This is a genomic window from Pseudomonas soli (assembly GCF_900110655.1).
Classification (GTDB): Bacteria; Pseudomonadota; Gammaproteobacteria; order Pseudomonadales; family Pseudomonadaceae; genus Aquipseudomonas; species Aquipseudomonas soli.
This window is the reverse complement of sequence record NZ_FOEQ01000002.1, coordinates 113,099-137,471: the sequence shown is the minus strand read 5'-3', so window position 1 is coordinate 137,471 and position 24,373 is coordinate 113,099. Positions and strand designations below refer to the sequence as shown.

The following is a 24,373-nucleotide window of genomic DNA, read 5'->3' as shown; positions in this document are numbered from 1 at the left end:
TTTACGAGTGTTTGCATGCGTTTTTCCGCCGACTTCCCCCGGATTGCCCTATTTCTTGGCGGATGTGCCGCATTTCTAAACCTGTATTCCACCCAAGGCCTGCTTACTGAATTGACCCGTGCCTTTGCGGTCACGCTGCGACAGGCCAGCTGGAGCATCACCGTGACGATCCTGGTCGTGGCCTTGACCGCGCCTTTTGTCGGCTGGCTGACGGCTCGGGGTGAACAGCATCGGGTCATCGCCGGGGCGGCGCTGTTGCTGGCGCTGCCGGCGTTGTTGGCGGCGTGGGCGGGCAGCTTTGGTGAATTCCTGCTGTGGCGTTCGGTGCAGGGGTTGTTCATCCCGATGGTGTTCGCCACCAGCGTGGCCTACATCGGCGTGCGCTGGCAGGGCGGTGCCGTGACCGAAATGACCAGCGTCTATGTTGCCGGCACGATCTTCGGCGGTTTCTGCGGGCGTTTCCTCACCGGCCTGGTCACCGAGCTTGCCGACTGGCGTGTGGCATTGACGGTCCAGGCAGGGCTCAGCCTGGCGGTTGCGCTGGGCATCGCGCTGCTGTTGCCGCGCAATCCGCCAGCGGCCCGGCGTGAGCCGCTGGCGCTTGGCGAGCTTGCCAGCAGGCCGCTGCTGGGGGCCTATGCCGTGGGGTTCTGTGTCTTGTTCGCCCAGGTCGCGACTTTCACCTATGTGGGCCTGCACCTGAGCGAGGCCCCGTTCGCCCTGGGCACTGCAGCGCTGGGTGCCATCTACGCAGTGTTCCTGCTGGCGCTTGTGGTGGTGCCGCTGGCCGGACGCCTGAGCAAGGCGCGACCCCATGCCGACCTGGTGCGGGTGGCCGGATACCTGGGCATCGCCGGCTCGGCCCTGACCCTTTCCCCGTCGCTATGGTTGATCGTGCTGGGCCTGGCGCTCAGCTCCACCGGCGTGTTTCTCGCCCAGGCCGCTGCCAATGCCTTCATCACCGCCCAGGCACCACGGCAGAAATCCGCCGCGGTCGGTCTGTACCTGAGCTGCTACTACCTTGGCGGCAGCTTCGGCGCCTTCGTGCCCGGCGGCCTGTGGGAACGCTGGGGCTGGGGCGGCTGCGTCGCCCTGATCGTGGTGTTCCAGCTGCTGCCGCTGCTGATCGCGCGGGGCAGCTGGCGGGTGGCGCCGGTCCGCGGGCCGGCGGTCCAGCCATTGCAATGAATCGTTTCCTCAACGCGCTACATCATCATCCAACAAGGAAAAGAGTGAGATGACCGTGAGTAACTTGCCGACCGTGCACAGCCAGTTGCTGAGTGTGATTGAACCGGTGTTGCAGGAGATGCCTGCCGGCGTGCTGAAACAGGCGCTATGGGATGAGTTCCGCAACCAGGAGGCCGCGCTGGTCGACATCGAGGAGGCGTTCCAGGTGCTGACTTCGCGCCGCCATGACGCCGCGGCGTTACGCAAGTTCTTCGCCAGCTGGTCGAAGACCAACAACTCGGCCGCCAGCGTCTCCGGCCTGGCCAATCGCTTGACCCTGCTGGCGCGTTCCGAGCAGGGCAGCGCCGCCGCGCAGCAGATCTACCAGGTGTGCGGCAGCCTGCAGCGAATCACCGACGAGGACCTGGGGGCGCTGGGCAACATCTTGCATGCCGACCTGTTCTACAACATGGCCACGCCACTGTGTGGCGACGACCAGTGGCTGCTCAAGGAAAACTGCCTGCCGTCGGCGCAGGCGTTCAAGGACTGGACCGATACCCGCCGTCTGCGTGACCGTGACCTGCTCCAGGGCCTGCTGACCACGCTGGTGCATGAGGTCTACACCCACGGTGAGGTGGAGTACATCCATCCGTTGTACACCCGCTGGTTTGAGCGCGACATGGGGGTCCCGCCCGAGCAGGTGCGCAAGACTGTGGCCTGGGTCACCGTGCACACCGGGGGGACCGAAAGCAATCATTTCGCCCACGCGGTCGAGGCGGTCGAGGCCTTCGTCAAGGCCATGGGCATCGCCGTGGACAGGGCTACGGCCCGTGAAGTCTTTGCCCAATACCTGCAGCGCAAGGCCGAGGTGATGCGCGACTGCGCCGCCTGCCTGATCTGACCGGCTGAGTCCCGCCTGAAAGACGCCTGCCATGTTCCCCGACATGGCAGCGCTTTCGCACGCCTTGCAAACCACCTGCATGGGCTAGGTGGGGAGTATCAATAACGACTGAATCGGTATTGGCATCGGCCGCCGACTCCTCAGCAGAATCAGTGGTGAGCCTGGCCCTGGTGCCTGGTCACTTTCTGACTTATGCAAGCACGCAAGGAACGCCTCATGCAGCTGATCGTCTTCTGCCCACCCAAGATCATTCTCCAGCACAGCGCGCAAAGCTGGGCCGACGCCCTAGGGCCGGGAGGCATGCTGCTGAGCTGCAACTCCCGCGCCCAGGAAATCACCGCGCATCTTGGCGATCAAGTGGTGTACCGGTTGTTCGACTATTTCAACGACAACGCGCTGGTCGAGGTGGATGTCCATGACATGGCCCGCGAGATGCGCGATCCGTTGTGCGTGGCACTGGCCGAGATCGATGTGCTGCGGGTGGCGCGCATCAACGACCGGCTGGGTGTCAGCCAGGGCGCCGAGGGGCGCGCTATGTTCTATCGCGACAAGTTCTTCATGAAGCAGAGGGCCCGCGACCGTGGTTTCGCCGTCGCCGACATGGCGCCGCTGACCCATGCCACCGCAGCGATCCAGTTCAGTGAGCAGCACGGCTTCCCGGTGGTGGTCAAACCGCGCGATGGTCGTGGCTCGAACGGCGTGGAAGTACTCAGGGACATGTCGCAGCTTCGCCAGTGGCTGGCTGCGCGTGGCGCCACCACCTTCCACAACCTGATGATCGAGCGCTATGTGCGGGGCAGCCACTACATCGTCAACGGCCTTTACATCGACGGCAAGCCGATCCTTGTGTCGCCTGTGCGGGTGATGACCTCGGCGCTGGACTTCCTCGGCGGCAAGGCCCACGACCTGCACATGCTCGATGCCAGCAATCCGATGCGCGACAAGCTGGTGCGCTATGCCCGTGCGCTGGTCGAGGATGTGCTGCCTTCCGAGCCGACCCTGCTGTTCCACCTTGAGCTGTTCGTCACCGACACGGGCGAGATTGTCCTGTGCGAAATCGCCTCGAGGCTGGGCGGGGTGTTCTTCAACCAGGAGATCAGCCATGCCTGGGGCCTGGACCCGCGCATGACCTTCCTGCGCGCGCTGCGCGATCCCGCGTATCGTCCGGCGTCCATGATCGAACCGCGGCAGATGGTCGGGCACATCAGCATTCCACCGCGAGTCGGCCTGTTGCGCGAGGTGCCGAGCGACTGCCCGCTCGACGGCGTGCTGGAGTACCGCATATCGGCGAGCAGGATGACCGCCTACCGGTCGATGGAGTTCACCAACTCGGAAATCCTCAATGCCATCGTCGCCGGGCGCAACGAGCGTGAGCTGCAACTGCGGCTTGGCGAAGTCGAGCGCTGGTTCCACGAAAGCTGCGACTGGGCGGGCAACGAAGCGGCCGCCGTCTAGCCGCCTGACTGTCCTGTTCCTCAATCACTTTTGCTGACCGTGCCGCCAGTCGGGACGGTCATGCCTGCAGACAGGTGACGATGCCATGAAACCTTTGATCGAGAGCCTCATCCCCATTCCGGTCGCGGCCCTGGGGGCCTGGCTGGGATTTCTCAGCGGACTGCCGCTCGGTGAACTGATCGGCGCCATCTGCGCGGTCACGGCGCTGAGCAAGTGGGGCGTGCGCATGCGCATGCCATTCCCGTTCGTGGCCACCGTGCAGTTGCTGTTGGGGATCAGTGTCGGCTCCACGGTCACCGCCTCGATGATGCACGAGCTCACTGACTTCAGCATTCTGCTCGGGCTGCTGGTGTGCATGACCACACAGATCCTGGTGGGCTACAACTGGCTGCGCCGCATGGAGAAGTGGGGCCATATCGAAAGCCTGCTCAGTGCCATTCCCGGCGCCATGGCGGCGGTGATGACGGTGTCGGGGGAGGAGGGGCCGGCCTCTGGCCGAATCGCCTTCGTGCATATCGTCCGATTGTTGGCGCTGTTGCTGGTGGTGACGCTGATCGCAGGCGGGCATGGCGACAGTGCGGTGCCGGCCACCGGCACCCTGGGCGACTACCTGCGGATCGTCCCGGTGGCGCTGGTCGCGGTCGCCGCCGGCTATCTGCTGGAGCGCTTCGATGTGCCCGCGCCGTACATGCTTACCGGCCTGGTCTGTGCGGCCGCCGTCAACATCGGCATGCCGTCGGTCAACCTGCACGTGCCCGACCCGGTGGCGATGGTGGCGTTGATCCTGCTGGGTGGCTTGATCGGTATTCGCCTGCGCGACATCACCTTGGGAGACGTACTGCGATACGTGCGTGCTGGCCTGGTGGTGACCACGCTGACGTTTTGCACCACCTTGCTGGTGGCCGCGCTCGCCGCCCAGCTCACCGGCAAACCTTTCCTGGCGCTGTTCATGTCCTGGGTGCCGGGCGGTGTCGAGGTGATGACCGCGGCCGCCCTGTTGCTCAAGCTCGATCCTGCCTTCGTCATGCTCAACCACGTGGTGCGCATGTCGATCATTCATATCTCTCCGGCGTTCCTGCCCAAGCGGTTGCTCCAGCCCGAACCGGTTACCGATGCACCGCGCAACTGAACCTTCGATCACAAGGACCTGATCTCGATGACCGCTGCAATCGCCATTCATGATCCGACCCTGCGCGACGGCAACCATGCCGTCTCCCATTCGTTGAGCCTGGAAGATATCGCCGCCTATTGCCGTGCAGTCGACGGCTGCGGCCTGAGCGTGGTCGAGGTCGGCCACGGCAATGGCCTGGGAGCATCGTCCCTGCAGTTGGGGCTGGCCCGCCACGCCGACACCGAGATGCTCGAGACCGCGCGCGCCAACCTCAGTCGCACGCGCCTGGGCATCCACATGATTCCAGGCTTCGCCAGGCTGGACGATATCGATACCGCGCTGCGGATCGGTGTCGAGGTGTTGCGCATCGCCTCCCATTGCACCGAGGCGAGCGTGACCGAAAGCTATATCGAGCATGCGCGCGCCAACGGCGCGTATGTGCATGGCGTACTGATGATGTGCCACATGGCCAGCCCCGAGCGGTTGCTCGAGGAGGCGACGAAACAACAGGGCTATGGTGCCAACGCCATCGTGCTGATGGATTCGGCTGGCCACCTCGATCCGGACAGCACCCGTGAGCGGATTGCCTTGCTCAGCAGCGAACTGTCGATTCCGGTGGGCTTCCATGGCCACAACAACCTGGGCCTGGCCATCGCCAACTCGCTGGCCGCGGTCCAGGCCGGGGCGACGATCGTCGACGGTTGCATGCGCGGCTTCGGTGCCGGTGCCGGCAACACCCAGCTGGAGACCCTGTGCGCGGTGCTTGAGCGTTACCGCTTCGCCACCGGCGTGGACATTTTCGCCCTGTGCCGCGCCATCGAGCAGTTGGAGAGCATCGCCCCGGTCAGCACGCCCACGGTCGTCAAGACCGCCAACCTGATCAGTGGCCTGTACGGCGTGTGCAGTGGTTTCGAAAAACATGTCGCGCGCGCCGCCAGCGAGTTCGGCGTCGAACCACGGCGAATCTACGAAGCCCTGGCCCAGTGCAATGCGGTGGCTGGCCAGGAAGACCTGATCATCTCGGTGGCCAGCCGCCTTTCGCAACCTTCCGTTGCCTGACTCTGGAGTGCGTTAATGTCCCTGAAAACCGCCATCATCGGCAGCGGCAACATTGGCTGCGACATCCTGTGCAAGGTCCTGGCCCATCCGGACCTGGACTGCACGCTGGTCGCCGGACGCTCCCCACACTCAGCGGGCCTTGCCTTCGCCCGTGAGCGCGGGGTCGCCATCACCGCCGACGGTATCGAAGGCCTGTTCGCCCGGATCGGCGAGTTCGATCTGGTGTTCGACGCCACCTCGGCCGCCGACCATGAGCGCCATGCGCCGCGCCTGATCGAGGCCGGCAAGGTGATCATCAACCTCACCCCGGCAGCCCTGGGTCAACTGTGCGTGCCTTCGCTCAACGGCCTGGAGCTGACCGGAGCGAGCAACGTCAACATGATCACCTGTGGTGGCCAGGCCTCGATCCCGCTGGCAGCCGCCATCGCCCGGGCCAACCCTGGGGTGCGCTATATCGAGGTGGTGTCGTCGATCAGCGCCGAAAGCGCAGGCCCCGCCACCCGCCGCAACCTGAGCAACTACATCACCACCACCGAGCAGGCGCTGCGTCGCTTCACCGGCTGCACTCAGGTCAAGGCGATCCTTAACATCAACCCGGCCAAGCCCAATGTCTACATGCAGACGGCGGTCTCGGCACTGATCGCCCAAGTCGACCTGGCCGCCACCCGACGCGAGGTGGAGCGGGCCGTGGCGCTGGTGCGCGAGGCCGTTCCGGGCTACGAGGTGATCGTCGACCTGCACTACAGCGAAGGCCGCCTGTTCACCATGGTGCGGGTCGAGGGGGCGGGGGACTACCTCGATCCGAGTGCCGGCAATCTCGACATCATCACCGCGACGGCCACCCACATGGCTGCGCTCATGGCGCGTGGTCGCTCTGCCGTGCGCGCCGCTTGAAACGGAATTTCTGGAGAATCCTGCATGCCTTCGCTTTCACCAGATCTGGAATTCGCTCGATTCTGTCCGATCCTCGGGGTGGCGCAGAAGGTCAGTGAAGCGCCACAACCGGTCATCGACCTTGGGGTCGGCGTACCTGGCTTCTTGCCGGCGCCCCATATCGTCGAGGCGGCGGTGCGGGCGGCCCACGAGGACACCGGTGGCTATGGCGCCAGTCGTGGCGACCCGGCGTTGCTCAAGGCTTACCTTGGCTACCTGCGTCGCCTTGGCCATACGCATTTCGACGAGCGCAACCTGGTCGCGGGCCTCGGCGCCAAGCACCTGTTGTTCAGCGTGCTGCGGGCGATCATCCGGCCGGGGGACAAACTGCTGGTCTCGACCCCGTGCTGGCCAACCTATTTCGATATCGCCGAACTGGTCGGGGCGGATGTCGTCGATGTGCGCTGCACCGCGCACAGCGGCTACAAGATGTCCCCCCAGGCCCTGGAACAGGCCCTCGACGAACAGGTGCGGGTGGTGCTGCTCAACTCCCCCGGGAACCCTACGGGCGCTGTGTATTCGGCCGAGGAGCTCCAGGGGCTGGCGCAAGTCCTGCGCAAACATGACGTCTGGATCATTTGCGATGACGTCTACCAGCGCTTCGTCTATGACATGGACAGCTGTCCCGACCTGCTGACGGTGGCGCCGGATCTTGCCGGGCGCATCATCAAGATCGACAGCGTTTCCAAGCTCTACGGCATGCCGGGGTGGCGGGTCGGCTTGCTGGCGGCGGATCGACGCATCGCCGATGCGGTCACCACGCTGAATTCCAACTCGATCTCCAACCTGCCGGCCCCCGCTGCTGCGGCGGCGACAGCGGCACTGGAGGGTGACCAGGCTTTCTCCATTGCCGCCCGGCAGCGTCTGGCCGGGCAGCGTGAGGCCTTGCTCGAAGTGTTGCGCGGTGCGCCGTTGCTGCGCTTCTGCGAGCCTGCCGGAGCGTTCTACCTGTTTCTCGACATCGGCCAGGCGCTGGGCCGGTCGTTCCGCGGCCAGGTGATCGGTGATGACGAGTCGTTCTGCGACGTGCTGCTCAAGGAGTTCGGCGTTGCCCTGATCCCTGGCAGTTTCTTCGGCGCGGCGGGGCATGCCCGGCTGTCGTATTCCGGCGATGCCGGAAAAGTCCTGGCCGGTGCCGAGCGCATCAAGACTTTCCTGGGCGAGTTCGCCTGAGGCTGGAACGTAATCCGTGGACAGGGAAGCCATACTGGAGAGGGACGCAAGTTGATGAAAAACGCCTTTGCAATCGTCGGCTGCGGTGCGACGGCCATCGCCTTCCTGCAGCGCCATCTGGATCGTGTGGCCTCCGGCAGCGCGCCGGCCGGCGTCATCCACCTGTTCGAGAAACGGGATGACTTCGGCCGCGGCGCGGCTTACGAGGCCGACCTGGAGAGCAACCTGCTCAACACCAGGACCGGTCTCATCACGCCATACCCGCATCTGCCAGGGCATTTCCTGCAGTGGTTGCAGCAGAGCCCGCAGGCCTGGCGCCGCGCGTACCCCGATTTCCGCCCCGAGGCGGACGGGTTCGCGCCTCGGGCGCTGTTCGGTATCTATCTGCAGCATCAGCTCAAGCAGATCGTATTGCGTGGCGCGACCCTGGGCTGCCAGCTGGTGCAGTTGCAGGCAGAGGTCTGCGCGATCGACCTGATCGATGGCGTGGAAACCCTGCGCACCCGTTGCGGCCTCAGCTTGCCGACCGGCAAGGTCGTGCTGTGCTGTGGCCCGCTGGGCAAAAAGCCAGAATTGTCCGGTGATCCACGGGTGCTGGACACGCCGTATCCAGTTTCCCGTCTGCTGCGCGTGGTGGCGCCCCACGAGCGGGTGGCGGTGGTCGGCGCGCGACTGAGCGCCATCGACACCGTCATCGCGTTGATCGAACGGGGGCATAGAGGCCCCATCCGCATGCATTCGCGCAGTGGTTACTTTCCCGTGGTGCGGGGCACCCAGGAGCCGGTCACGCTGCGCTACCTGACCCGTGAAGGCGTCCATGCGCTGGTGGCACAGAACGGCCGTTTGCAGATCAGCGACCTGGTCGGCCTGTTCCGCAAGGAGCTGGCTTTCCAGGACCCGGGCAAGGCCAGCGCGGTCATCCCCATGCCCGCGCCGCCGGCCGACATCGCCTCTTTCATCGAAGGGGAACTCGAAAACGCCCGCTCACCGCGTATCTGGCAGGCAATCCTCTATGCCACCAACGAATTCGTCGAGGACATCTGGCAGGCACTGGATGATGCCGCGCAGGCGCGCTTCCTGCGCGAGTACTTCAGCTTCTTCATGGCCTATCGGGTTTCCATCCCGGCGCAGAATGCGCGCAAGATCCTCAGCTATCTGCGCAGTGGCCAGCTGGAGTTCGTCACCGGTCCGTTCGCCGCGCCGCAGCCGGGCGGCGACGGGCTGGTCCTGCAGGGCAGCGGCTGGCGCCATGTCTATGACCGGCTGATTCATGCCATCGGTTCCCCGCGCGACGTCGACCTGCTGGACTCGCCGTTGCTGGCTGCCTTGCTGGACAATGGCACGGTCACCCGCCATCCACAGGGGGGGATCTGCATCGACCCGACGAGCTATCGCGTGCAGGGCCGTACCGGCAGCTCCCGGCAGATCCATGCGGTGGGCGAACTGACAGTGGGCCAGTTCTTCTTCACCTCCGCGCTGGAGATCAATGGCCGCCACGCCGCCAGCTGTGCCGATGGGCTCGAGTGGAAGCAGGGCGTGCGTGCGGTCGGACGGGTGGAGGAGCATGTCTGAGCTATCGTTGCCGGGGCAACTTTGACCGGCAACTTCACAGGATTAACCATGACCTACCGATTCGAACGCATTCTGCTGACCAACGACGATGGCATCGACGCGCCCGGCCTGGCCGTGCTGGAACAGGTGGCGGCAGGGCTGGCCAGGGAGGTGTGGGTGGTGGCTCCCCACCGCGACCAGAGCGGCACCTCCCACTCGCTGAGCCTGCACGCGCCGCTGCGAGTGAGCAGTCATGGCGAGCGGCGCTTCGCCGTCACCGGCACGCCGGGCGACTGCGTGGCGCTGGCGCTGGGGCACCTGCTCAAGGGCGCCAGGCCCGACCTGGTGTTGTCCGGAATCAACCGTGGGGCGAACCTGGGCACTGAAACCGTGTTCTCCGGAACGGTCGGCGCGGCGATGACCGGGTTGCTGCTGGGCGTGCGCTCGATCGCCCTGAGCCAGGCCTACAGCGACCGCGAAGCGGTGCCTTGGAACATCGGCCTGAACCTGGCGCCCGAGGTGATTCTCGGTGTGCTGGACATGCCATGGCCGGCCGATGCCTGTCTCAACGTCAACTTCCCTGACTGTGCCCTGGAGGCCGTACGGCCGTTGAAAGTGACGCGCCAGGGCGTCGGGCCGTTGAACAGCATATCGGTGCGTACCGAGGTCGACCCGCGGCACTTCGAGTACCACTGGCTGCAGTTGAACAATCACCGCACCGAGGATGAGCCCGGCAGCGAAATGGCGGAACTGGCGCGTGGCCATGTCACGGTGACGCCGTTGCAGTTCGAGCGCACGCATGGCGCTGTGGAGCAGTCCTTGTCTGGATGATTGACGAGGGGTCGCAGGAGCGCAAACGCCTAGGCAGTCGCGGTTTCATGCAAGCAGCGCCACACCACGCCGCGATTGCTGCACTCCAACAGTGCCAGTGAGTAGCGAGCCTGAACCATCCCCTGCAATCGGTGGATTTCCTTGTAGCGCACCGCCACGTTCACCCCAGCTTGCCAGACCACCCGCACCTCGCTGATCTCGATCTCCAGGCCCGGTCGTGCGCCGGCCGCGCCCTTGAACAGTTGCTCCACCTGGGCGCGGGTCACCACCGTGCCCGCCGTGCCGACCATGCTGAAATCATCGGCGAACACCGCCATCAGCCCGCCGAGCACTGCCTGGGTCTCGGCCGCTGGGCGGGTGAAGATTCTGTGGATCAGCTCATGGACGTGATGAATGCTGCGCTCGGCGCGGGCAATCGCGTGGTCAGGCATGGCGAGGGTTCTCCGGGGGTAGTGTGTGCAGTGTCATCAGTGGCGCCAGCCCCAGCAGCGCGGCCAGGCTGAAGGTCAGGTGATAGGCGTCCGGCGTGCTCAGGCCTGCTAGCAACAGGTTGAAGATCATCAGCAGCAAGGCGGCGCCGACGCTGAAGGCCATCTGTCGATTGAGGTTCCACAGCACGCTGGCCTGCTGCATCCGCTCGCCGCCGAAGTCGAGCAGCGCGGTGGTCTGGGCGGTGTTGGCGCCGATGCCGCCGCCGATGCCCATGAGGCCGTAGGCCGCCATCAGTAGGGCGTTGTCCGCCGGCGTCTCGACCATGACCAGCAGGCAGATACCCAGGCTGTGCATGAGCATGCCGAGCAGCAACAGGCGGGCGGCACCGACGCGGTTGTACAGGCGGCCGGCCAGCAACATGGCGGCGAACGCCCCGGCCGCGTAGAGCAGCATGAACAGGCCGGTGGCCTGGGCGCTCAGCTGCAGCACATCCTGCAGATAGAAGATGTTCAACAGGTTGACCCCGGTGAAGACCCCGGGGATCGCATGGTACACCTGCATCGAGACCCGCAGGCGCGGGCTGGCTAGCAGTTTGAGTTCGACGATGCCTGTCGCCGCGCGTTGGTAGTGGGTGCGGTACAGCAGGGCGCAGGATACACCCGCCAGCAGGCAGGCGATGGCCAGCAGGGCGCCATGGCCGGCACCATACAGCGACAGGCCCAGCAGCAGGCAGGCCAGGGCGGCGCTGACCAGCAGCAATCCCTTGAAGTCCGGGCGTGGCGCTGTCGGTCCCGGCGCTTGGTCAAGCCAGGCCCAGGCCAGCGCCGCCGTCACCAGGGTCAGCGGAATGTTGCTGTGGAAGACCCACGGCCAGCGGCCATGGTCGACGATCAATCCGCCAAGGGTGGGTGACAGCGCCGGCGCCAGCAGCGCAACGGCCATCACCAGGGTGGACACGCGGGCGCGCTCCGGGCCCTGGAAGAGCTCGAAGGTCAGCGCCTGTCCTACGGGGATCAGCAAGCCACCGGCCATGCCCTGGACCAGGCGCCAGGTAATCAATGCAGCAAAGCTCTGCGCTTCGCCGCAGCCCCACACCGCCACGCTGAACGCCAGCATGGCGGCGCTCAACAGCCGCCGTGCGCCCCAGCGATTGGCCAGCCAGGTGCTCACCGGCACGGCCAGGGTCAGCCCGAGCATGTAGGCATTGCCAACCCATGCGCTGCTGGCGTTGCCAATGGCGAACTCGGCGGCGATCCGTGGCAACGCCACGGTCGGCATGAACAGGTTGATGCAGTCGATGAAGAACCCCATCAGGAAGATCGTTGCCACGCGATACCGGTACGTCATTGCCACTCCTTTTCGACGCGCAGAGTAGGTGTCGTGGACTGTCCCTGTCGATGTCGCTACCCTTGAAACTCTGTTTGATGGAAGTGAACAATGCCGCGCACGGCCCTCCACACCCAGCTCAACCGGGTGCAGACGTTTCTGGCGGTGGTCGATTTCGGCTCCTTCACCAAGGCGGCGGACTTTCTCGGCATCAGCAAAGCCATGGCCAGCCAGCACGTCAAGGCGCTGGAGCAGGCTCTGGGGGTGACGCTGCTGGCGCGCAGCACCCGTGCTATCGCCCCGACCGAAACCGGCCAAAGTTTCTATGAAGATTTCAAGGTGATCGTCAGCGATGTCGAGGGCGCCTTCGCCAGTGTGCTGCACCGGCACAACGGCCTATCGGGCAAGCTGCGCATCAGCACCACCGGGGAGTACGGTGAGCGCTTCATCCTGCCGCTGATCCCGCTGTTCGCCGCGCGCTATCCGGCGTTGTCACTCAGCTACGATACCGACTCGTCGCTGAGCGACCTGATTGCCGAACGGCTCGACCTGGTGGTGCGCCTTGGCGCGCTGCCGGATTCGAACCTGCGCAGTCGCCAGCTGGCCGAATACGACATTGTGGTGGTGGCTGCCCCGGCCTTTCTCGCCCGCCATGCCATCGAACGGCCCGAGGCACTGACGGAAACACCCTGGATTGCCAACAGCAATCTACAGGGCCCGACCGCCTGGACCTTGCACAGCGCGCAGGCGGGGAGTGCAAGCGTCGTCGGCCGGGTGGCCTACCAGTCCAATGCGTCGCACGCCATCCGGGCGATGGCTTGCGCCGGCCTGGGCGTGGCCGTGCTGCCGGCCTGGCTGGTCGAGCAGGACCTGGCCGACGGCACCCTGCGGCGGGTACTGCCGGACTACAGTCTGCCGAGGCAGCCGATCAGCGTGGTGTACCCGAACAGCAACCATGTGCCGCGCAAGACCCGGGTGTTCATCGATTTTCTGTGCGAGCACCTGGGGCGCTAAGGGCGCCGCTCACGGCTCCAGGCCAATGCCGCGCAGGATGACGCCGGTCACCGTCTGCACAGCTTGCTCGAACGCCATGTCCGACAGCGGCTCACCGTCATTGAGCAGGGTCACCTGGAAACCGAAGTCGGCGTAGTGCTGGGTCGCCGCCCAGATCATGTACAGCAGCGCCGATGGTTCCACCGGCAGGATGCGTCCGTCCTCGACCCAGCTGCGGATCTTCGCCTGCTTGAGCTGCGCCCAGGGCACCAGGATCTCGTCCAGGCTGGGGCTCAGCAGCGGGGCGCCGTGGAGAATCTCCTCGGCCCAGATCTTCGAGCCCAGCGGCCGCGAGCGCGAGTGGCCCATCTTGGCGCGGATGTAGCTGGTCAGTACCACCCGCGGGTCGTCGAAGTGCTCGAAGCACAGGGCATCCTGCTTCCAGACATCCAGCAGGTCCTGCAGCACGGCGCGGTACAGGTCGTCCTTGGTGCTGAAGTAGTAGTGCAGGTTGGAGCGCGGCAGTTGCGCCCGTTCGGCGATATCGCCCATGGAGGTGGCGGCGTAGCCCTTGTCGGCGAACACCTGCTCGGCGGCTTGCAGGATCTTTTCGACATTGCGCCGGCGGATTTCGATCTTGTGGTTGGCCATGGGCTGTCCGTGGTGACCTGAACAGGGCAAGGCTAACAGCTTTAGCGGGGCCGCGATAAGGTCAAGGTTGCCGTAAAAGGCCGTGGAGCGAGGTGCCCGTAGAAAAACCGGTGGCGGCCGAGGAGCACCTGCTCACGCTCCTGAACCACGTCGAGGTCAACCGCTGATCGCGGTCGTGGCCCTGGCGGCGTTGGTCATGGCTTGCTGGTGATCGGCGCGCACCACGGCCAGTTTGCGGCGTTCGTACTCTTCCTGGCTCAGGCCCTGGCGTTGCAATGCTTCGAGTTGCAGTTGACGGGCTTCCTCGGCGCTGTAGGGGCGTAGCTCAGGATGGCTGGCGCAACCGCTCAGCACAGCGATGGCCAGAGCGGCGAGGAGGAAGCGGGCGGTGGTGTTCATCGGGATGATTCCGGGGGCTGTCGGATCGATGAACCCAGGTTATTGGCCACAGTGGCACGATGGAAATCGCTGTGCTCGATAGTGACTATCGACGGCTGCGCGCCTGCTGTTCAGCGCAAGCTCTAGGCCCTCAGCGCGGCATGTAGCCCAGTTGCCAGGCTCGCGGAATGAACAGCGTCACCAGCGCCAGCACGCATGCCAGGGCGCAACTGGCCGCCAGCGCCTGCAAGCCCAGCCGTTGCTGCAGCCAAGCCCCGAGCGCGGCACCTAGCAACATGCCGCTCCAGGGCACCAGCTGTACCCGCCAGCCGTGGCGCCGCTCACCCAGCAACCAACGCCCCAGGCCACGGCCGAAACGCGACAGCGCGCCAGTGACGTAGGTCAGGCCGATTGGCAGGCCGTTCACCTGTTCGACTACGGCATTGAGCATGCCCATGGCCAGGGTGGCCGCGATTAGTGCAGGGAACGTGGTGGCGGCAGGCCAGGCCGTGGCAAACGCCAGCAGGCTGGCGACGATCAGCAGCAAGGGCGCGGCGCGGCGGCGCAAGCGGCGGGCCAGCAATACGCCCAGGGTGTTGCCCAGCACGAAACTGAGAATCGCCAGGGCCAGGCGCAGCATCAGCGAAAAGTCCGCCTGGCTGATGGCCACCGCCAGGCGCGTGGTGTTGCCGCTCATGAACGACACGAAGTCGCCCAGCGCCAGCAGGCCGATGGCGTCAGTCATGCCGGCCAGCACCGACAATCCGGCCACCAGCCCTAGGCCGACCCGCCCGCGCAGGGCCTGCAAGCGGACCCGACGGGCACTGTGCTGGGAGGTGGCGGTGGGCAGCATGGGGCGAGTCTCCGGGGCGCAGGGGGCCCTGATCTTATACCCCGACCAGCACCTTGCGCATGGGGATGCAGGACAGTTCGAGGCCGAATGGGGATTGGTAGACCGACAGCGCATCGCCGGTGTAGCCGCAGCGGCGATAGAACGCCGCTGCGTTCAGGGTCGAGTCCAGGTTGACCGCCTCCAGACCTTCGGCCCTGGCGATGCCTTCGAGGTGTTCGACCATCGCCCGGGCGATGCCACGGCCCATGAACGCCGGCAGCACGAACAGGGCACCCAGTTCACCGCTGTCCAGGTCGAGCATGCCGGTGGCGACGATCGTGTCGCCCATGCAGGCGAGGTGGAAATGCTCGGCGACCAGGGCCGCGTAACCTTCGGTGAAAGGTACGTCGGCCCAGGCCTGGGCCAGGGCGGCATCGTAGGCTTCGGTGCACTGCCACAGGATCGCCTGGCGGCGGATGGCGTACGTGTCCAGCGCGTCGTGACGGCTGGCGCGGCGTATGTCGAGCATGGGTTCCCTCCCGGTTGAGCCTGGATGATAACAAGGCGCCGGGGCAAACGGACGCAGGCCTCGCCAGCGCCATCAACCGCCTGCTCGACTGACTGGTCAGAACGATCCCGTTTGCACCTCGCCGCTGCGCACGTAGTGGGCGAGCAATACACCCTTGGGCGTGCTGCTCGACTCCACCAATGTGAAGGCCACAGCCTGGGCATCGTCACCGAACAGGCGCTTGCCACGCCCAAGAAGCAAGGGGTGGATCAGCAACCGCAGCTCATCTACCAGGCCCGCCGCTAGCAGTTGGCGTACCAGTTCGCCGCTGCCTTGGGTCAGCAGCGTCGGGCCGTCCTGTTGTTTGAGAGCGCGGACAGCTCCAGGCACGTCAGCGCCCAACGGGTAACTGTTTTGCCAGTCGATGGATTCGGGATGGTGCGTGGCGACATGCTTGGCCACGCCATTGAACAGGTCGGCCAAGGGCCGGTCCGGCGCCTCGGGCCCGACCTTTGGCCAGAACCCGGCGAAGATATCGTAGGTGCGTCTTCCCAGCAGCAGTTCGAACGGTTGGCTGAACAAGGTCTGCATGGCCTGGCCGAAGGCCTCGTCGGCCAGGGGCGGGATCCAGCCACCAAATGTGAAGCCGCCGCTGGTGTCTTCCTCCGGCCCGCCGGGGGCCTGCATGACGCCGTCGAGGGTGACGAAGGCGGCGACGATGAGCTTGCGCATGGGGTGAACCTCCTCTTGGGTGTGCTGGATAGTCGAACGGGGGTGGCATGAATCGACAGGAACCTTGAACGATAGTGGAGGTTCAACCATTGCATGGGACCACCAGAGGAGGTGAGTGATGGACAAGGTTACCGGCGGCTGCCTGTGCGGCCAGTTACGTATCGAAGCCCAGGGGCGGCCGCGACGGGTCGGGCTGTGCCATTGCCTGGATTGCCGCAAGCATCACGGTGCGTTGTTCGGCGCTTCTGCGATGTTCGCCGAGCAGACCGTGAGTATCAGCGGGGAAGCCTCGAACTACGGCGACAGGTATTTCTGCCCGCATTGCGGCTCGTCGGTGTTCGCGCGCAGCGGTGATGAAGTGGAGGTGCACCTTGGGGCACTGGACGCGCCGGATCGCTTCACGCCGACCTATGAACTGTGGGTGATCAGGCGCGAAGCGTGGTTGCCGGCTTTTGCGGATCTCGAGCGGTTCGATCGGGACCGGGCGGGTTAGCCGTTCCCAGCCCCGGCCAGTGAGGAGCGGCGCAGCGCCGCTCCCACGTGTTTCACAGCCAGAAGGTCACCGCCCACCAGCCCAGGCCGCCCATGACCACGGTATAGGGCAGCGCCATCCACACCATGCGTCCATACGACAGGCGAATCAGCGGCGCAATCGCCGAGGTCAGCAGGAACAGGAACGCCGCCTGGCCATTGGGCGTGGCCACGCTGGGCAGGTTGGTGCCGGTGTTGATCGCCACCGCCAGGGTCTCGAAGTGCTCGCGGCTCATCGCGCCATTGACGAACGCCTGCTTGACCTCGGTGATGTAGATGGTGGCGACGAACACGTTGTCGCTGATCGCCGACAGCAGCCCATTGGCCAGGTACAGCATGCCCGGCTGCTGCTCGCTGGGCAGCGCCAGCACCCAGGCGATCAGCGGGCTGAACAGTTGCTGCTGGTGGATCACCGCGACCACGGCGAAGAACACCACCAGCAGCGAGGTGAACGGCATGGCGTCCTGGAACGCACGGCCCAGGCGATGTTCGTCGGTGATGCCGGTGAAGGCGGTGATCAACACGATGACCAGCAGGCCGATCAGGCCCACTTCGGCAATGTGCAGCCCCAGGCAGACAATCAGGATCAGTGCGGCCAGACCCTGGACCACCAGTGCCACCCGTTGTGCCTGGGTGCGCGCGGCATCGTCCTCGGCGGCGTAGGTGGCCAGCACCTGGCGCACGCGCTCGGGCATCAGCGTGCCATAGCCGAACAGCCGCAGTTTCTCCAGCAGTACGCAGGTCACCAGGCCCGCCGCCAGAACCGGCATCGACACCGGCGCGACCTTGCGGAAGAAGTCGGCGAAATGCCAACCCATTTCATGGCCGATCAGCAGGTTCTGCGGCTCGCCCACCAAGGTGCAGACGCCACCCAGCGCGGTACCCACCGCGCCATGCATCAGCAGGCTGCGCAGGAAGGCGCGGAACTGCTCGAGGTCTTCGCGGTGCAACTGCTCGACCTCATGGTCGCTGTCCAGCGCCGACTCTTCGCGCGGATTGGCGCCCGAGGCGACCCGGTGGTAGACGGCATAGAAGCCGACTGCGGCGCTGATGATCACCGCGGTCACGGTCAGGGCATCGAGGAACGCCGAGAGAAACGCCGACAACACGCAGAACAGCAGGCTTAGCACCGCCTTGGAGCGCACTCCGAGCAGGATCCGCGAAAACAGGAACAGCAGCAGCTCTTTCATGAAATGGATGCCGGCGACCATGAACATCAGCAGCAGGATCACCGGGAAGTTGTGCTGCAACTCCTCGTACAGGGCTTCGGGCGTGGTCAGGCGCAGCAGCAGCGCCTCGACCAGCAGCAGGCCGCCGGGCATCAGCGGGTAGCACTTGAGTGCCATCCCTAAGGTGAAGATGAACTGGATCACCAGCACCCAGCCGGTGACCACCGGGCCGAGGGTCGCCAGCAGCAAGGGATTGAGCAGCAGGAACAGGCAGATGACGGCCTTGTACCAACGCGGCGACTGGCCCAGGAAGCTGCGGGCGAGGGCACCGGTCAGGGAACGGGACATGAATTTGTATCCTTTTGATTCAGCAGTGGCGCACGGTGCCGGATCGTGCGTCAGGGTGCAAGTTGTCCAGTCCGGCTTTTGGCACATGCACCGCCTTGCGGGTGCGCTAAGATCCGCCGTTGTGAATCCTTTCCCCACAGGAGTGCCGTCCGTGACCGAATACACCGCGTTCAAGGTCGAACTGACCGACAACATCGCCCACGTGCAGATCAACCGCCCGGAAAAGATCAACGCGATGAACGCCGCCTTCTGGGAGGAGCTGGTCCAGATCTTCCAGTGGATCGACGACACCGACGCGGTGAGGGTGGTGGTACTCAGCGGCGCCGGCAAGCATTTTTCCTCGGGCATCGACCTGATGATGCTGGCCGCGTTGGCTCAACAGCTGGGCAAGGATGTCGGCCGCAACGCCCGGGTGATGCGCCGCACCATCTTGCGCCTGCAGGGTTCGTTCAACGCCGTGGACAACTGCCGCAAGCCGGTGCTGGCGGCGATCCAGGGCTACTGCATCGGTGGCGCCATCGACCTGGTCTCGGCCTGCGACATGCGCTACTGCGCCAGCGACGCGCAGTTCTCGATCAAGGAGATCGACATGGGCATGGCCGCCGATGTCGGCACCCTGCAACGTTTGCCGCGTATCATCGGTGACGGCATCATGCGTGAGCTGGCCTACACCGGCCGTATGGTCGATGCCCAGGAAGCGCTGCGCATCGGCCTGGTCAACCGCGTCTATGATGACCAGGCGGCGCTGCTCGACGGGGTCTTTGCCATTGCCCGCGAGATTGCCGCAAAATCACCGATCGCCGTGGCCGGCACCAAGGAGATGATCAGCTACATGCGCGACCATCGCATCGACGATGGCCTGGAGTACATCGCCACCTGGAACGCCGCCATGCTGCAGTCCGAAGACCTGCGCGTGGCCATGGCCGCCCACATGAGCAAACAGCAACCGACGTTCGCCGACTGACTGACAGTGGCGGGCGCCATCTAGGGACCCGAACTATGTCAGCACGTTGGACAACCGCAGTACTCGACCCGCAGACCACCGGGGGGCTGGCCGTCGCCCGCAGCCCGGACGGGTTCCTGATGGACGCCAACGGCGCGCTGTTCCCCCGTGACTGGCTCAAGCGCCAGGACCTGGACGTGTTGTGCGAGCATGGCATCGGTCATCTGGACGGCGAGCCGGTGTTTCTGCTGGAGCTGCGCAGTGCCAGCGAAGTGTCGGGTTGCGGCTGGCAGGGGTTGCGGCGGTTCATGCTTGAAGGCGACTTCGATGCGTACAAGGTGCTCGGTTACGCCGCGCAGATCGGTACCTGGGCTCGCGAGCACCGGTTCTGCGGCAGCTGTGGTCAGCCGATGACGCAGATCCACTGGGAGCGGGCGATGTACTGCCAGGCGTGCGATTTGCGCAGCTATCCGCGGATTTCGCCGAGCATGATCGTGTTGATTACTCTCGGTGACGAGGTGCTTTTGGCCCGTTCGCCACGCTTTGTCACCGGGGTCTACAGCACCCTGGCCGGGTTCGCCGAGCCGGGGGAGTCGGCCGAGGATTGCCTGGTGCGCGAGGTGCGTGAGGAGGTGGCGGTCGAGGTGAAGAACATCCAGTACGTCGGCAGCCAGTGCTGGCCGTTTCCGCATTCGATGATGCTCGGGTTTCATGCTGAGTATGCGGGAGGGGAGATTGTCATGCAGGCGGATGAGATCGAGGATGCGCAGTGGTTCAATGTGCATGAGTTGCCGCCTTTACCGGCGGGGCGGTCGATTGCGCGGTACCTGATTGATTTGTATGTGGCGCGGCGGTTGGGGATGCCTGAACCGGTTTTGCCTGCCTGATATCTGGTTTCTGGTTTCTGGTTTCTGGTTTCTGGCTTTAGTTGGGTTGGTTAGTTTTGAAAGTTGTAGGCGCATTCATTTGCGATGGCGATGCTTATTCACCTTTCGGCCCGTACGGCCATTCCTTTCAAGGTCTTTGATACAGTCCGCTGAAATCCAGTCAGGAAGGCCCCCAGCGATGCGGACTAAGTGCAAGGTACGGCTGTGCATGCCTACGTTTTAACGGATCGGCTCATCACGGCCGCTAAATACAAAAGACCTTGAAAGGGATGATGATAAGGCCGGGCTTGGTCAGGCCAATGTTGCCGCGTCGAAAGTACAAGCGTTACCAGCTCCATTGAGGTGATTGAATTTGTATGTTTGGTTCACGTAACTTCCCTGATTTCTTTTTGATTTGATTGCATCTGAAGTGTTTGCAGATTTGGTAGTGGATCAATTTTGACAGGGGGTTCAGGCTTAACTTCAACGCTGGTGATAATTCTCAAGGTTTTGCTCAGGGTTTCGACATAGTGCTGCTGGGCCAATTTCCTTTGGTCCTCGGCCGAAATGATTGCTGACAAGCTAGGGTCAGGCTCGAAGGTGTCAAGTGCTAATTTTTTCTGGCTAAGTTTTGCAGCCTTCTTCAGGTGTGTTTTTGTCACGTGTGGGCTGTCGAACCATTTGCCATGAACAGCTAATTCGGGTATCGCTTGAGTCGCGGCGACAGCATTTTTGTAATAGTCTTTATTTTTATCTTTAATGCCGAAGGTGCTCTTCAGTGCTTTAAACATGTGCCCGGATGGGTCGATATAGTTGACCGGATTACCTGCGCAATAGACATAGGCGTTAATACCACCTTCACCAAATGGACTGAGGTAGTCCGGCGAACGGAACCTCATCAGGCAAGGATCGTAGTCACGGTAGCCATTGCCGAGTGGATAGCACCCTGTCACTGGGGCCTTCCTTTGCCCGTTGAAGCCAAGCATGACTTCGAGGCCAAGGCATCCCGGTCTGTATCCGTATGCCGTATACACCAAGGGATAGGGAGTTACGGGAGGCTTAGCCCCAATAACCGAGCCGTGATTATCGGTAACCAGGAGATATGCTTCGATCTTGGTCTTTTGCCCGTATCTATGCATGGGGTTCTCCGGAGCAGCGAGTGAATAGCAGTACATTCACTCATTTTTTGGGAACGGGCTACTGGCAAATTTACCAGGTACGGTTCATGGTCGGCTCATGGAGCTCGAGCTTGTCCGAGCCCGTGCTGCCGTTGCCGACGGGGCGGTCGATTGCGCGGTACCTGATCGATTTTTCTGTGGTGCGGCGGTTGGGTCTGCCTGATTTCTGATTTCTGATTTCTGATTTCTGATTTTAGTTGGGTTGGTTGGTTTTGGAAGTTGTATGCGCATTCATTTGTGATGGCGACGCTTATTCACCTTTCCGCCCTTACGGCGGCCTACTTTGGTCTTGGCCAAAGTAGGCAAAGCCGCTCGCTCCATTCATACGGCCCCTACGCTTCGCTCCGGGGTTCCCTCACTCCGGCCTTGCTCCCGGGAGGACCGCGCTGAACGCCCCATCCTGGGGCGCAGCGCTTGACGGGCATCCATGCCCGTCACCTCCCTCCGCAAGACCTCCGTTCGGCCTCCTGAAGTCGCGAAGTTACGAGCGGCGTCTGGACTGGCGCAGCTGTCGCTAGTTGGAAGCTTAGTTGATCTGTCGATTGTCGCTGGGCAGCCAATATATAACCAACTGTCAGTTAACTAGGTTTGAATTTTCATCTCTTGCTCTTGCTCTTGCTCTTGCTCTTGCTCTTGCTCTTGCTCTTGCTCTTGCTCTTGCTCTTGCTCTGCTTCTAAGCGCGCAATATTCCAGGCGCCGCCAATTGCGACTTCAGGAGGCCGAGTGGAGTTCTTGCGTAGTGGGGCGACGGCCATGGATGGCCGTCGAGCGCTGCGCCCCAGGATGGGGCGTACAGCGCGGTACCCACGGGAGCAAGAACGGAGCGAGGGGACCCCGGAGCGCAGCGCAGGGGCCGTATGAATGGAGCCAGCGGTTTTTGCCTACTTTTGCCCAAGAGCAAAAGTAGGTCGCCGTAAAGGCGAAAAGGTGACTAGATGTCGACACATTTCAAGAAGATGTATGCAAAATCAAAACAATCGAGCCAGGGCCAGAGCCAAATTTCTGATCCCTACCCAAACCAATGCTGCCAAGCCAACCGCACAGTCAACGCCAGCACCACAGTAACAAACACCGGCCGAATGAACTTGCTACCCCCGCTGATCGCCGTACGCGCCCCAAAAAACGCCCCGACCATCACCGACACCCCCATGCACAACCCAACGATGTAATCCACCTGCCCGGAAATGACAAACACCGTCAACGCCGCAATGTTGCTGACAAAGTTCATGCTGCGCGCCACACCACTGGCCCGAACCAGGTCGATGGGATAGAGCAGCAACGTGCTCACGGTCCAGAAAGCACCGGTACCCGGCCCGGCCACGCCGTCGTAGAAGCCCAGGGTGAAGCCCTGCGGAAACTGCCACTTCCTTTTGATCGGCGCATCGGCATCCACCGGCGCCTTCGGTGTTCCGCCGAACAGCAGGTAGACGCCACAGGCGAACACGATCACCGGGAGCATCTTGTTCAACCACTCGGCCGGCATGTAGTGAGCCACCACCGCGCCGATCAACGCGCCTACCAGGGTACCGACGATCGCCAGGCGCCATTGCGCCGGATGGAACAGCTTGCGCCGGTAGTAGGTGATGCTGGCCGTGGCCGCGCCGAAGGTCGAGCTGAGCTTGTTGGTGCCCAGCACCAGGTGCGGCGGCATGCCGGCAGTGAGCAGCGCCGGGGTCGTCAGCAGGCCGCCGCCACCGGCGATGGCATCGATGAAACCTGCAACAAAGGCGACCAGGGCGAGAATCAGCAGGGTGAGCGGTTCTACGGTGAGTTCGAAGGGCATGAGGGCACGGGCAGGCTGGACGGCGGGGTGCGGCAAACGGCCGCGCTAGAGGGGCACATGGTAATCCCGGATGGTAGGGGTTGCCAGTGCCGCCTCATCGCGGGGCAAGCCCGCGCCCACGTCTGTTCGTAGCGCGTGGGAGCGGGCTTGCCCCGCGAGGGATGTCACAGGAACCAGCGATACTCCCGCGCGCTGACCTCATGGAGAAACGCCAGCTGGTCCTGGCGCTTGTTCTCGCAATAGACCATCACGAACTCCGCGCCCAACCCCTCGTTGACCGCCGGATGCCCACGCATCGCTGCCACCGCGCCGAGCATGTCCTTGGGAAAATCGATCCCGCTGCCACGGTCCTCGTTGAGCGGCGCGATGGGCTCCTGCGCGGCATCCAGCCCGTGCTCCATGCCGCACAGGATCGCCGCCAGCACCAGGTACGGATTGGCATCCGCCCCGGCCAGCCGATGCTCGATCCGCAGGTTGCGCGGATCCGACTCAGGGATGCGGATACAGGCGTCGCGATCCTCGAAGCCCCAGCTGGCGCGGCTGGCGGCGTTGACCATGGCCCCGTAGCGGCGAAACGCATTATGGTTGGCGGCGAATATCGGCATGCAATGCGGCAGCAACGCCAGGCAACCGGCCACAGCATGACGCAGCGGCCGTTGGTTATCGGCAGACAACAGGTTGTTGCCCGCCGGGTCGTACAGGCTGACATGCACATGCATGCCGCTGCCCGGCGCGTGCAGATAGGGTTTGCTCATGAACGAGGCGCGCAGCCCGTGCTTGAGCGCCACGCCCCGGGTGCTGCGGCAGAACAGCGCCGCCCAGTCGGCGGCGCGCAGGCCATCGTCGCAATGGCCGAAATTGATCTCGAACTGGCCGGGGCCAAGTTCGGCGGTGATGACATTGGCGTCCACTCCTTGGGCATTGGCGGTCTCGACCATTTCGCGCAGTACGTCGGCAAAGCGCGACAGGCGCTCGATATGCATGTTCGGCTGGTCGTCGGCATCGCCACTGGCCGGGTCGCGGGGGAACTGCGGAAGGCCCTCCTTCAGCGTCCTGTCGAACAGGTAGAACTCCAGTTCGAACGCCACCACCGGGCGGATGCCTCGGCTTTCGAGGCGTTGCAGGACGCGGGCCAGCACCTCGCGTGGTTCGAATTCGATGGGCGCCGCAGTGCCGTCCGAGGTGATCAGCATCTGCCCCAGCGGCTCTCGCTCCCAGTTCACCGGCTTGAGCGTACCGGGTACCAGGCGGCGCGGGGCGTCCGGGTCGCCGTCGTTGAAGCAGTAGTCGCCAATCGGGAACAGCCCGCCCTGCACGCCGAGCAGTACGCAGTTCTGCGGCAGCTTGAGCGGGCTGCCGGCGGCGACGTTTTCCAGCATGTCGATGGGGTAGCGCTTGCCGTAGAAATGCCCGGGGATGTCCAGGCTGATCAGGTCAACGTAGCGCACGTCGGGGTGTCGGGCGCGGAAGGCGCGCACTTCGCTGAGCAGATCGGGGAAGCCTGTTGTACTTGTCATTGGC

25 protein-coding genes are annotated in these 24,373 nt (G+C 64.0%); 13 read left to right on the top strand and 12 right to left on the bottom strand.

All coding sequences use genetic code 11. The features are described from left to right. The first annotated feature begins 15 nt into the window (after window positions 1–15). The 9 genes from BMY03_RS05215 (at window position 16) to surE (ending at window position 10,181) form a co-directional block, all read left to right on the top strand. On the top strand, window positions 16–1,188 hold the full coding sequence (locus BMY03_RS05215; protein WP_038705829.1) for an MFS transporter: 1,173 nt from the start codon (window positions 16–18) through the stop codon (window positions 1,186–1,188). Between the two features lie 49 nt (window positions 1,189–1,237). Further along, window positions 1,238–2,068, top strand: a complete 831-nt coding sequence (locus BMY03_RS05210; protein ID WP_094010444.1) for a hypothetical protein — start codon at window positions 1,238–1,240, stop codon at window positions 2,066–2,068. A gap of 216 nt (window positions 2,069–2,284) precedes the next feature. Then, window positions 2,285–3,523 (top strand): ATP-grasp domain-containing protein, encoded by a 1,239-nt coding sequence (locus BMY03_RS05205; RefSeq protein WP_094010443.1) that lies wholly within the window; start codon window positions 2,285–2,287, stop codon window positions 3,521–3,523. Between the two features lie 85 nt (window positions 3,524–3,608). Continuing rightward, window positions 3,609–4,652: an AbrB family transcriptional regulator gene (locus tag BMY03_RS05200; protein WP_023630163.1), complete on the top strand. Its 1,044-nt coding sequence runs from the start codon at window positions 3,609–3,611 to the stop codon at window positions 4,650–4,652. A gap of 27 nt (window positions 4,653–4,679) precedes the next feature. Continuing rightward, window positions 4,680–5,693, top strand: a complete 1,014-nt coding sequence (dmpG, locus tag BMY03_RS05195; RefSeq protein WP_023630164.1) for a 4-hydroxy-2-oxovalerate aldolase — start codon at window positions 4,680–4,682, stop codon at window positions 5,691–5,693. Between the two features lie 15 nt (window positions 5,694–5,708). Continuing rightward, entirely contained in the window at window positions 5,709–6,587 is an 879-nt protein-coding gene (locus tag BMY03_RS05190) for an acetaldehyde dehydrogenase (acetylating) (RefSeq protein ID WP_094010442.1), read from the top strand. A gap of 24 nt (window positions 6,588–6,611) precedes the next feature. After that, on the top strand, window positions 6,612–7,799 hold the full coding sequence (locus BMY03_RS05185; RefSeq protein ID WP_094010441.1) for a pyridoxal phosphate-dependent aminotransferase: 1,188 nt from the start codon (window positions 6,612–6,614) through the stop codon (window positions 7,797–7,799). 54 nt (window positions 7,800–7,853) lie between these two features. Next, window positions 7,854–9,371, top strand: a complete 1,518-nt coding sequence (locus BMY03_RS05180) for an FAD/NAD(P)-binding protein (RefSeq protein WP_094010440.1) — start codon at window positions 7,854–7,856, stop codon at window positions 9,369–9,371. Window positions 9,372–9,419: 48 nt separating this feature from the next. Continuing rightward, window positions 9,420–10,181, top strand: coding sequence for a 5'/3'-nucleotidase SurE (surE, locus tag BMY03_RS05175; RefSeq protein WP_094010439.1), 762 nt, complete (start codon window positions 9,420–9,422; stop codon window positions 10,179–10,181). Between the two features lie 29 nt (window positions 10,182–10,210). Here the strand turns inward: surE and BMY03_RS05170 are convergent, their stop codons facing one another. Both BMY03_RS05170 and BMY03_RS05165 read right to left on the bottom strand, forming a co-directional pair. Next, complete coding sequence (locus tag BMY03_RS05170; RefSeq protein ID WP_023631690.1) at window positions 10,211–10,612, bottom strand: DUF4440 domain-containing protein; 402 nt, start codon at window positions 10,610–10,612, stop codon at window positions 10,211–10,213. Beyond that, window positions 10,605–11,960, bottom strand: coding sequence for an MFS transporter (locus BMY03_RS05165; protein WP_094010438.1), 1,356 nt, complete (start codon window positions 11,958–11,960; stop codon window positions 10,605–10,607). The genes BMY03_RS05170 and BMY03_RS05165 overlap by 8 nt, the downstream gene beginning before the upstream one ends. Window positions 11,961–12,050: 90 nt before the next feature. Between BMY03_RS05165 and BMY03_RS05160 the strand changes: the two genes are divergently transcribed. Next, entirely contained in the window at window positions 12,051–12,953 is a 903-nt protein-coding gene (locus BMY03_RS05160) for a LysR family transcriptional regulator (RefSeq protein WP_094010437.1), read from the top strand. 9 nt (window positions 12,954–12,962) lie between these two features. On the opposite strand, the gene BMY03_RS05155 is transcribed toward BMY03_RS05160, so the two are convergent. The 5 genes from BMY03_RS05155 to BMY03_RS05135 all read right to left on the bottom strand — a co-directional run bounded on the left by BMY03_RS05155 (window position 12,963) and on the right by BMY03_RS05135 (window position 16,033). After that, window positions 12,963–13,583, bottom strand: coding sequence for a TetR/AcrR family transcriptional regulator (locus BMY03_RS05155; protein ID WP_023631488.1), 621 nt, complete (start codon window positions 13,581–13,583; stop codon window positions 12,963–12,965). A 156-nt stretch (window positions 13,584–13,739) separates the two neighbouring features. Further along, the gene (locus BMY03_RS05150) at window positions 13,740–13,982 is read right to left on the bottom strand and encodes a hypothetical protein (protein ID WP_094010436.1); all 243 of its coding nucleotides are present in this window, start codon (window positions 13,980–13,982) and stop codon (window positions 13,740–13,742) included. A gap of 130 nt (window positions 13,983–14,112) precedes the next feature. Further along, window positions 14,113–14,814: a YoaK family protein gene (locus BMY03_RS05145; RefSeq protein WP_038705833.1), complete on the bottom strand. Its 702-nt coding sequence runs from the start codon at window positions 14,812–14,814 to the stop codon at window positions 14,113–14,115. A gap of 34 nt (window positions 14,815–14,848) precedes the next feature. Further along, complete coding sequence (locus BMY03_RS05140; protein ID WP_094010435.1) at window positions 14,849–15,322, bottom strand: GNAT family N-acetyltransferase; 474 nt, start codon at window positions 15,320–15,322, stop codon at window positions 14,849–14,851. Between the two features lie 96 nt (window positions 15,323–15,418). Beyond that, window positions 15,419–16,033 (bottom strand): dihydrofolate reductase family protein, encoded by a 615-nt coding sequence (locus tag BMY03_RS05135; RefSeq protein ID WP_094010434.1) that lies wholly within the window; start codon window positions 16,031–16,033, stop codon window positions 15,419–15,421. 118 nt (window positions 16,034–16,151) lie between these two features. Between BMY03_RS05135 and BMY03_RS05130 the strand changes: the two genes are divergently transcribed. Then, entirely contained in the window at window positions 16,152–16,526 is a 375-nt protein-coding gene (locus tag BMY03_RS05130; RefSeq protein ID WP_094010433.1) for a GFA family protein, read from the top strand. Between the two features lie 52 nt (window positions 16,527–16,578). Here BMY03_RS05130 and nhaB read toward each other — a convergent pair whose 3' ends face one another. Next, window positions 16,579–18,081, bottom strand: a complete 1,503-nt coding sequence (nhaB, locus tag BMY03_RS05125; RefSeq protein WP_094010432.1) for a sodium/proton antiporter NhaB — start codon at window positions 18,079–18,081, stop codon at window positions 16,579–16,581. Between the two features lie 151 nt (window positions 18,082–18,232). Between nhaB and BMY03_RS05120 the strand changes: the two genes are divergently transcribed. Both BMY03_RS05120 and nudC read left to right on the top strand, forming a co-directional pair. Then, window positions 18,233–19,045: a crotonase/enoyl-CoA hydratase family protein gene (locus BMY03_RS05120; protein WP_023630716.1), complete on the top strand. Its 813-nt coding sequence runs from the start codon at window positions 18,233–18,235 to the stop codon at window positions 19,043–19,045. 35 nt (window positions 19,046–19,080) lie between these two features. After that, window positions 19,081–19,911: an NAD(+) diphosphatase gene (gene nudC, locus BMY03_RS05115; protein WP_094010431.1), complete on the top strand. Its 831-nt coding sequence runs from the start codon at window positions 19,081–19,083 to the stop codon at window positions 19,909–19,911. A 365-nt stretch (window positions 19,912–20,276) separates the two neighbouring features. On the opposite strand, the gene BMY03_RS05110 is transcribed toward nudC, so the two are convergent. The 4 genes from BMY03_RS05110 to BMY03_RS05100 form a co-directional block, all read right to left on the bottom strand. Continuing rightward, complete coding sequence (locus BMY03_RS05110; protein ID WP_023630714.1) at window positions 20,277–21,029, bottom strand: RHS repeat-associated core domain-containing protein; 753 nt, start codon at window positions 21,027–21,029, stop codon at window positions 20,277–20,279. Window positions 21,030–21,650: 621 nt separating this feature from the next. After that, a complete protein-coding gene (locus tag BMY03_RS26290) occupies window positions 21,651–21,824 on the bottom strand; it encodes a hypothetical protein (protein ID WP_177182884.1) in 174 nt (57 codons plus the stop codon). Window positions 21,825–22,078: 254 nt separating this feature from the next. Continuing rightward, window positions 22,079–22,852, bottom strand: a complete 774-nt coding sequence (locus BMY03_RS05105; RefSeq protein WP_038705836.1) for a TSUP family transporter — start codon at window positions 22,850–22,852, stop codon at window positions 22,079–22,081. Window positions 22,853–23,016: 164 nt separating this feature from the next. After that, window positions 23,017–24,369, bottom strand: a complete 1,353-nt coding sequence (locus tag BMY03_RS05100; protein ID WP_023632200.1) for a glutamine synthetase family protein — start codon at window positions 24,367–24,369, stop codon at window positions 23,017–23,019. Between the last annotated feature and the right edge of the window lie 4 nt (window positions 24,370–24,373).

Bases quoted from the DNA above. Each gene is read 5' to 3' on its own strand.
- BMY03_RS05145 (WP_038705833.1), bottom strand. From the start codon at position 14,814: ATGCTGCCCACCGCCACCTCCCAGCACAGTGCCCGTCGGGTCCGCTTG.
- BMY03_RS26290 (WP_177182884.1), bottom strand. From the start codon at position 21,824: ATGGCCGTCGCCCCACTACGCAAGAACTCCACTCGGCCTCCTGAAGTC.
- BMY03_RS05165 (WP_094010438.1), bottom strand. From the start codon at position 11,960: ATGACGTACCGGTATCGCGTGGCAACGATCTTCCTGATGGGGTTCTTC.
- surE (WP_094010439.1), top strand. From the start codon at position 9,420: ATGACCTACCGATTCGAACGCATTCTGCTGACCAACGACGATGGCATC.
- BMY03_RS05190 (WP_094010442.1), top strand. From the start codon at position 5,709: ATGTCCCTGAAAACCGCCATCATCGGCAGCGGCAACATTGGCTGCGAC.
- BMY03_RS05210 (WP_094010444.1), top strand. From the start codon at position 1,238: ATGACCGTGAGTAACTTGCCGACCGTGCACAGCCAGTTGCTGAGTGTG.
- BMY03_RS05200 (WP_023630163.1), top strand. From the start codon at position 3,609: ATGAAACCTTTGATCGAGAGCCTCATCCCCATTCCGGTCGCGGCCCTG.
- BMY03_RS05160 (WP_094010437.1), top strand. From the start codon at position 12,051: ATGCCGCGCACGGCCCTCCACACCCAGCTCAACCGGGTGCAGACGTTT.
- nudC (WP_094010431.1), top strand. From the start codon at position 19,081: ATGTCAGCACGTTGGACAACCGCAGTACTCGACCCGCAGACCACCGGG.
- BMY03_RS05110 (WP_023630714.1), bottom strand. From the start codon at position 21,029: ATGCATAGATACGGGCAAAAGACCAAGATCGAAGCATATCTCCTGGTT.
- BMY03_RS05140 (WP_094010435.1), bottom strand. From the start codon at position 15,322: ATGCTCGACATACGCCGCGCCAGCCGTCACGACGCGCTGGACACGTAC.
- BMY03_RS05135 (WP_094010434.1), bottom strand. From the start codon at position 16,033: ATGCGCAAGCTCATCGTCGCCGCCTTCGTCACCCTCGACGGCGTCATG.
- BMY03_RS05215 (WP_038705829.1), top strand. From the start codon at position 16: ATGCGTTTTTCCGCCGACTTCCCCCGGATTGCCCTATTTCTTGGCGGA.
- BMY03_RS05130 (WP_094010433.1), top strand. From the start codon at position 16,152: ATGGACAAGGTTACCGGCGGCTGCCTGTGCGGCCAGTTACGTATCGAA.
- BMY03_RS05180 (WP_094010440.1), top strand. From the start codon at position 7,854: ATGAAAAACGCCTTTGCAATCGTCGGCTGCGGTGCGACGGCCATCGCC.
- BMY03_RS05100 (WP_023632200.1), bottom strand. From the start codon at position 24,369: ATGACAAGTACAACAGGCTTCCCCGATCTGCTCAGCGAAGTGCGCGCC.
- nhaB (WP_094010432.1), bottom strand. From the start codon at position 18,081: ATGTCCCGTTCCCTGACCGGTGCCCTCGCCCGCAGCTTCCTGGGCCAG.
- BMY03_RS05185 (WP_094010441.1), top strand. From the start codon at position 6,612: ATGCCTTCGCTTTCACCAGATCTGGAATTCGCTCGATTCTGTCCGATC.
- dmpG (WP_023630164.1), top strand. From the start codon at position 4,680: ATGACCGCTGCAATCGCCATTCATGATCCGACCCTGCGCGACGGCAAC.
- BMY03_RS05170 (WP_023631690.1), bottom strand. From the start codon at position 10,612: ATGCCTGACCACGCGATTGCCCGCGCCGAGCGCAGCATTCATCACGTC.
- BMY03_RS05205 (WP_094010443.1), top strand. From the start codon at position 2,285: ATGCAGCTGATCGTCTTCTGCCCACCCAAGATCATTCTCCAGCACAGC.
- BMY03_RS05155 (WP_023631488.1), bottom strand. From the start codon at position 13,583: ATGGCCAACCACAAGATCGAAATCCGCCGGCGCAATGTCGAAAAGATC.
- BMY03_RS05150 (WP_094010436.1), bottom strand. From the start codon at position 13,982: ATGAACACCACCGCCCGCTTCCTCCTCGCCGCTCTGGCCATCGCTGTG.
- BMY03_RS05105 (WP_038705836.1), bottom strand. From the start codon at position 22,852: ATGCCCTTCGAACTCACCGTAGAACCGCTCACCCTGCTGATTCTCGCC.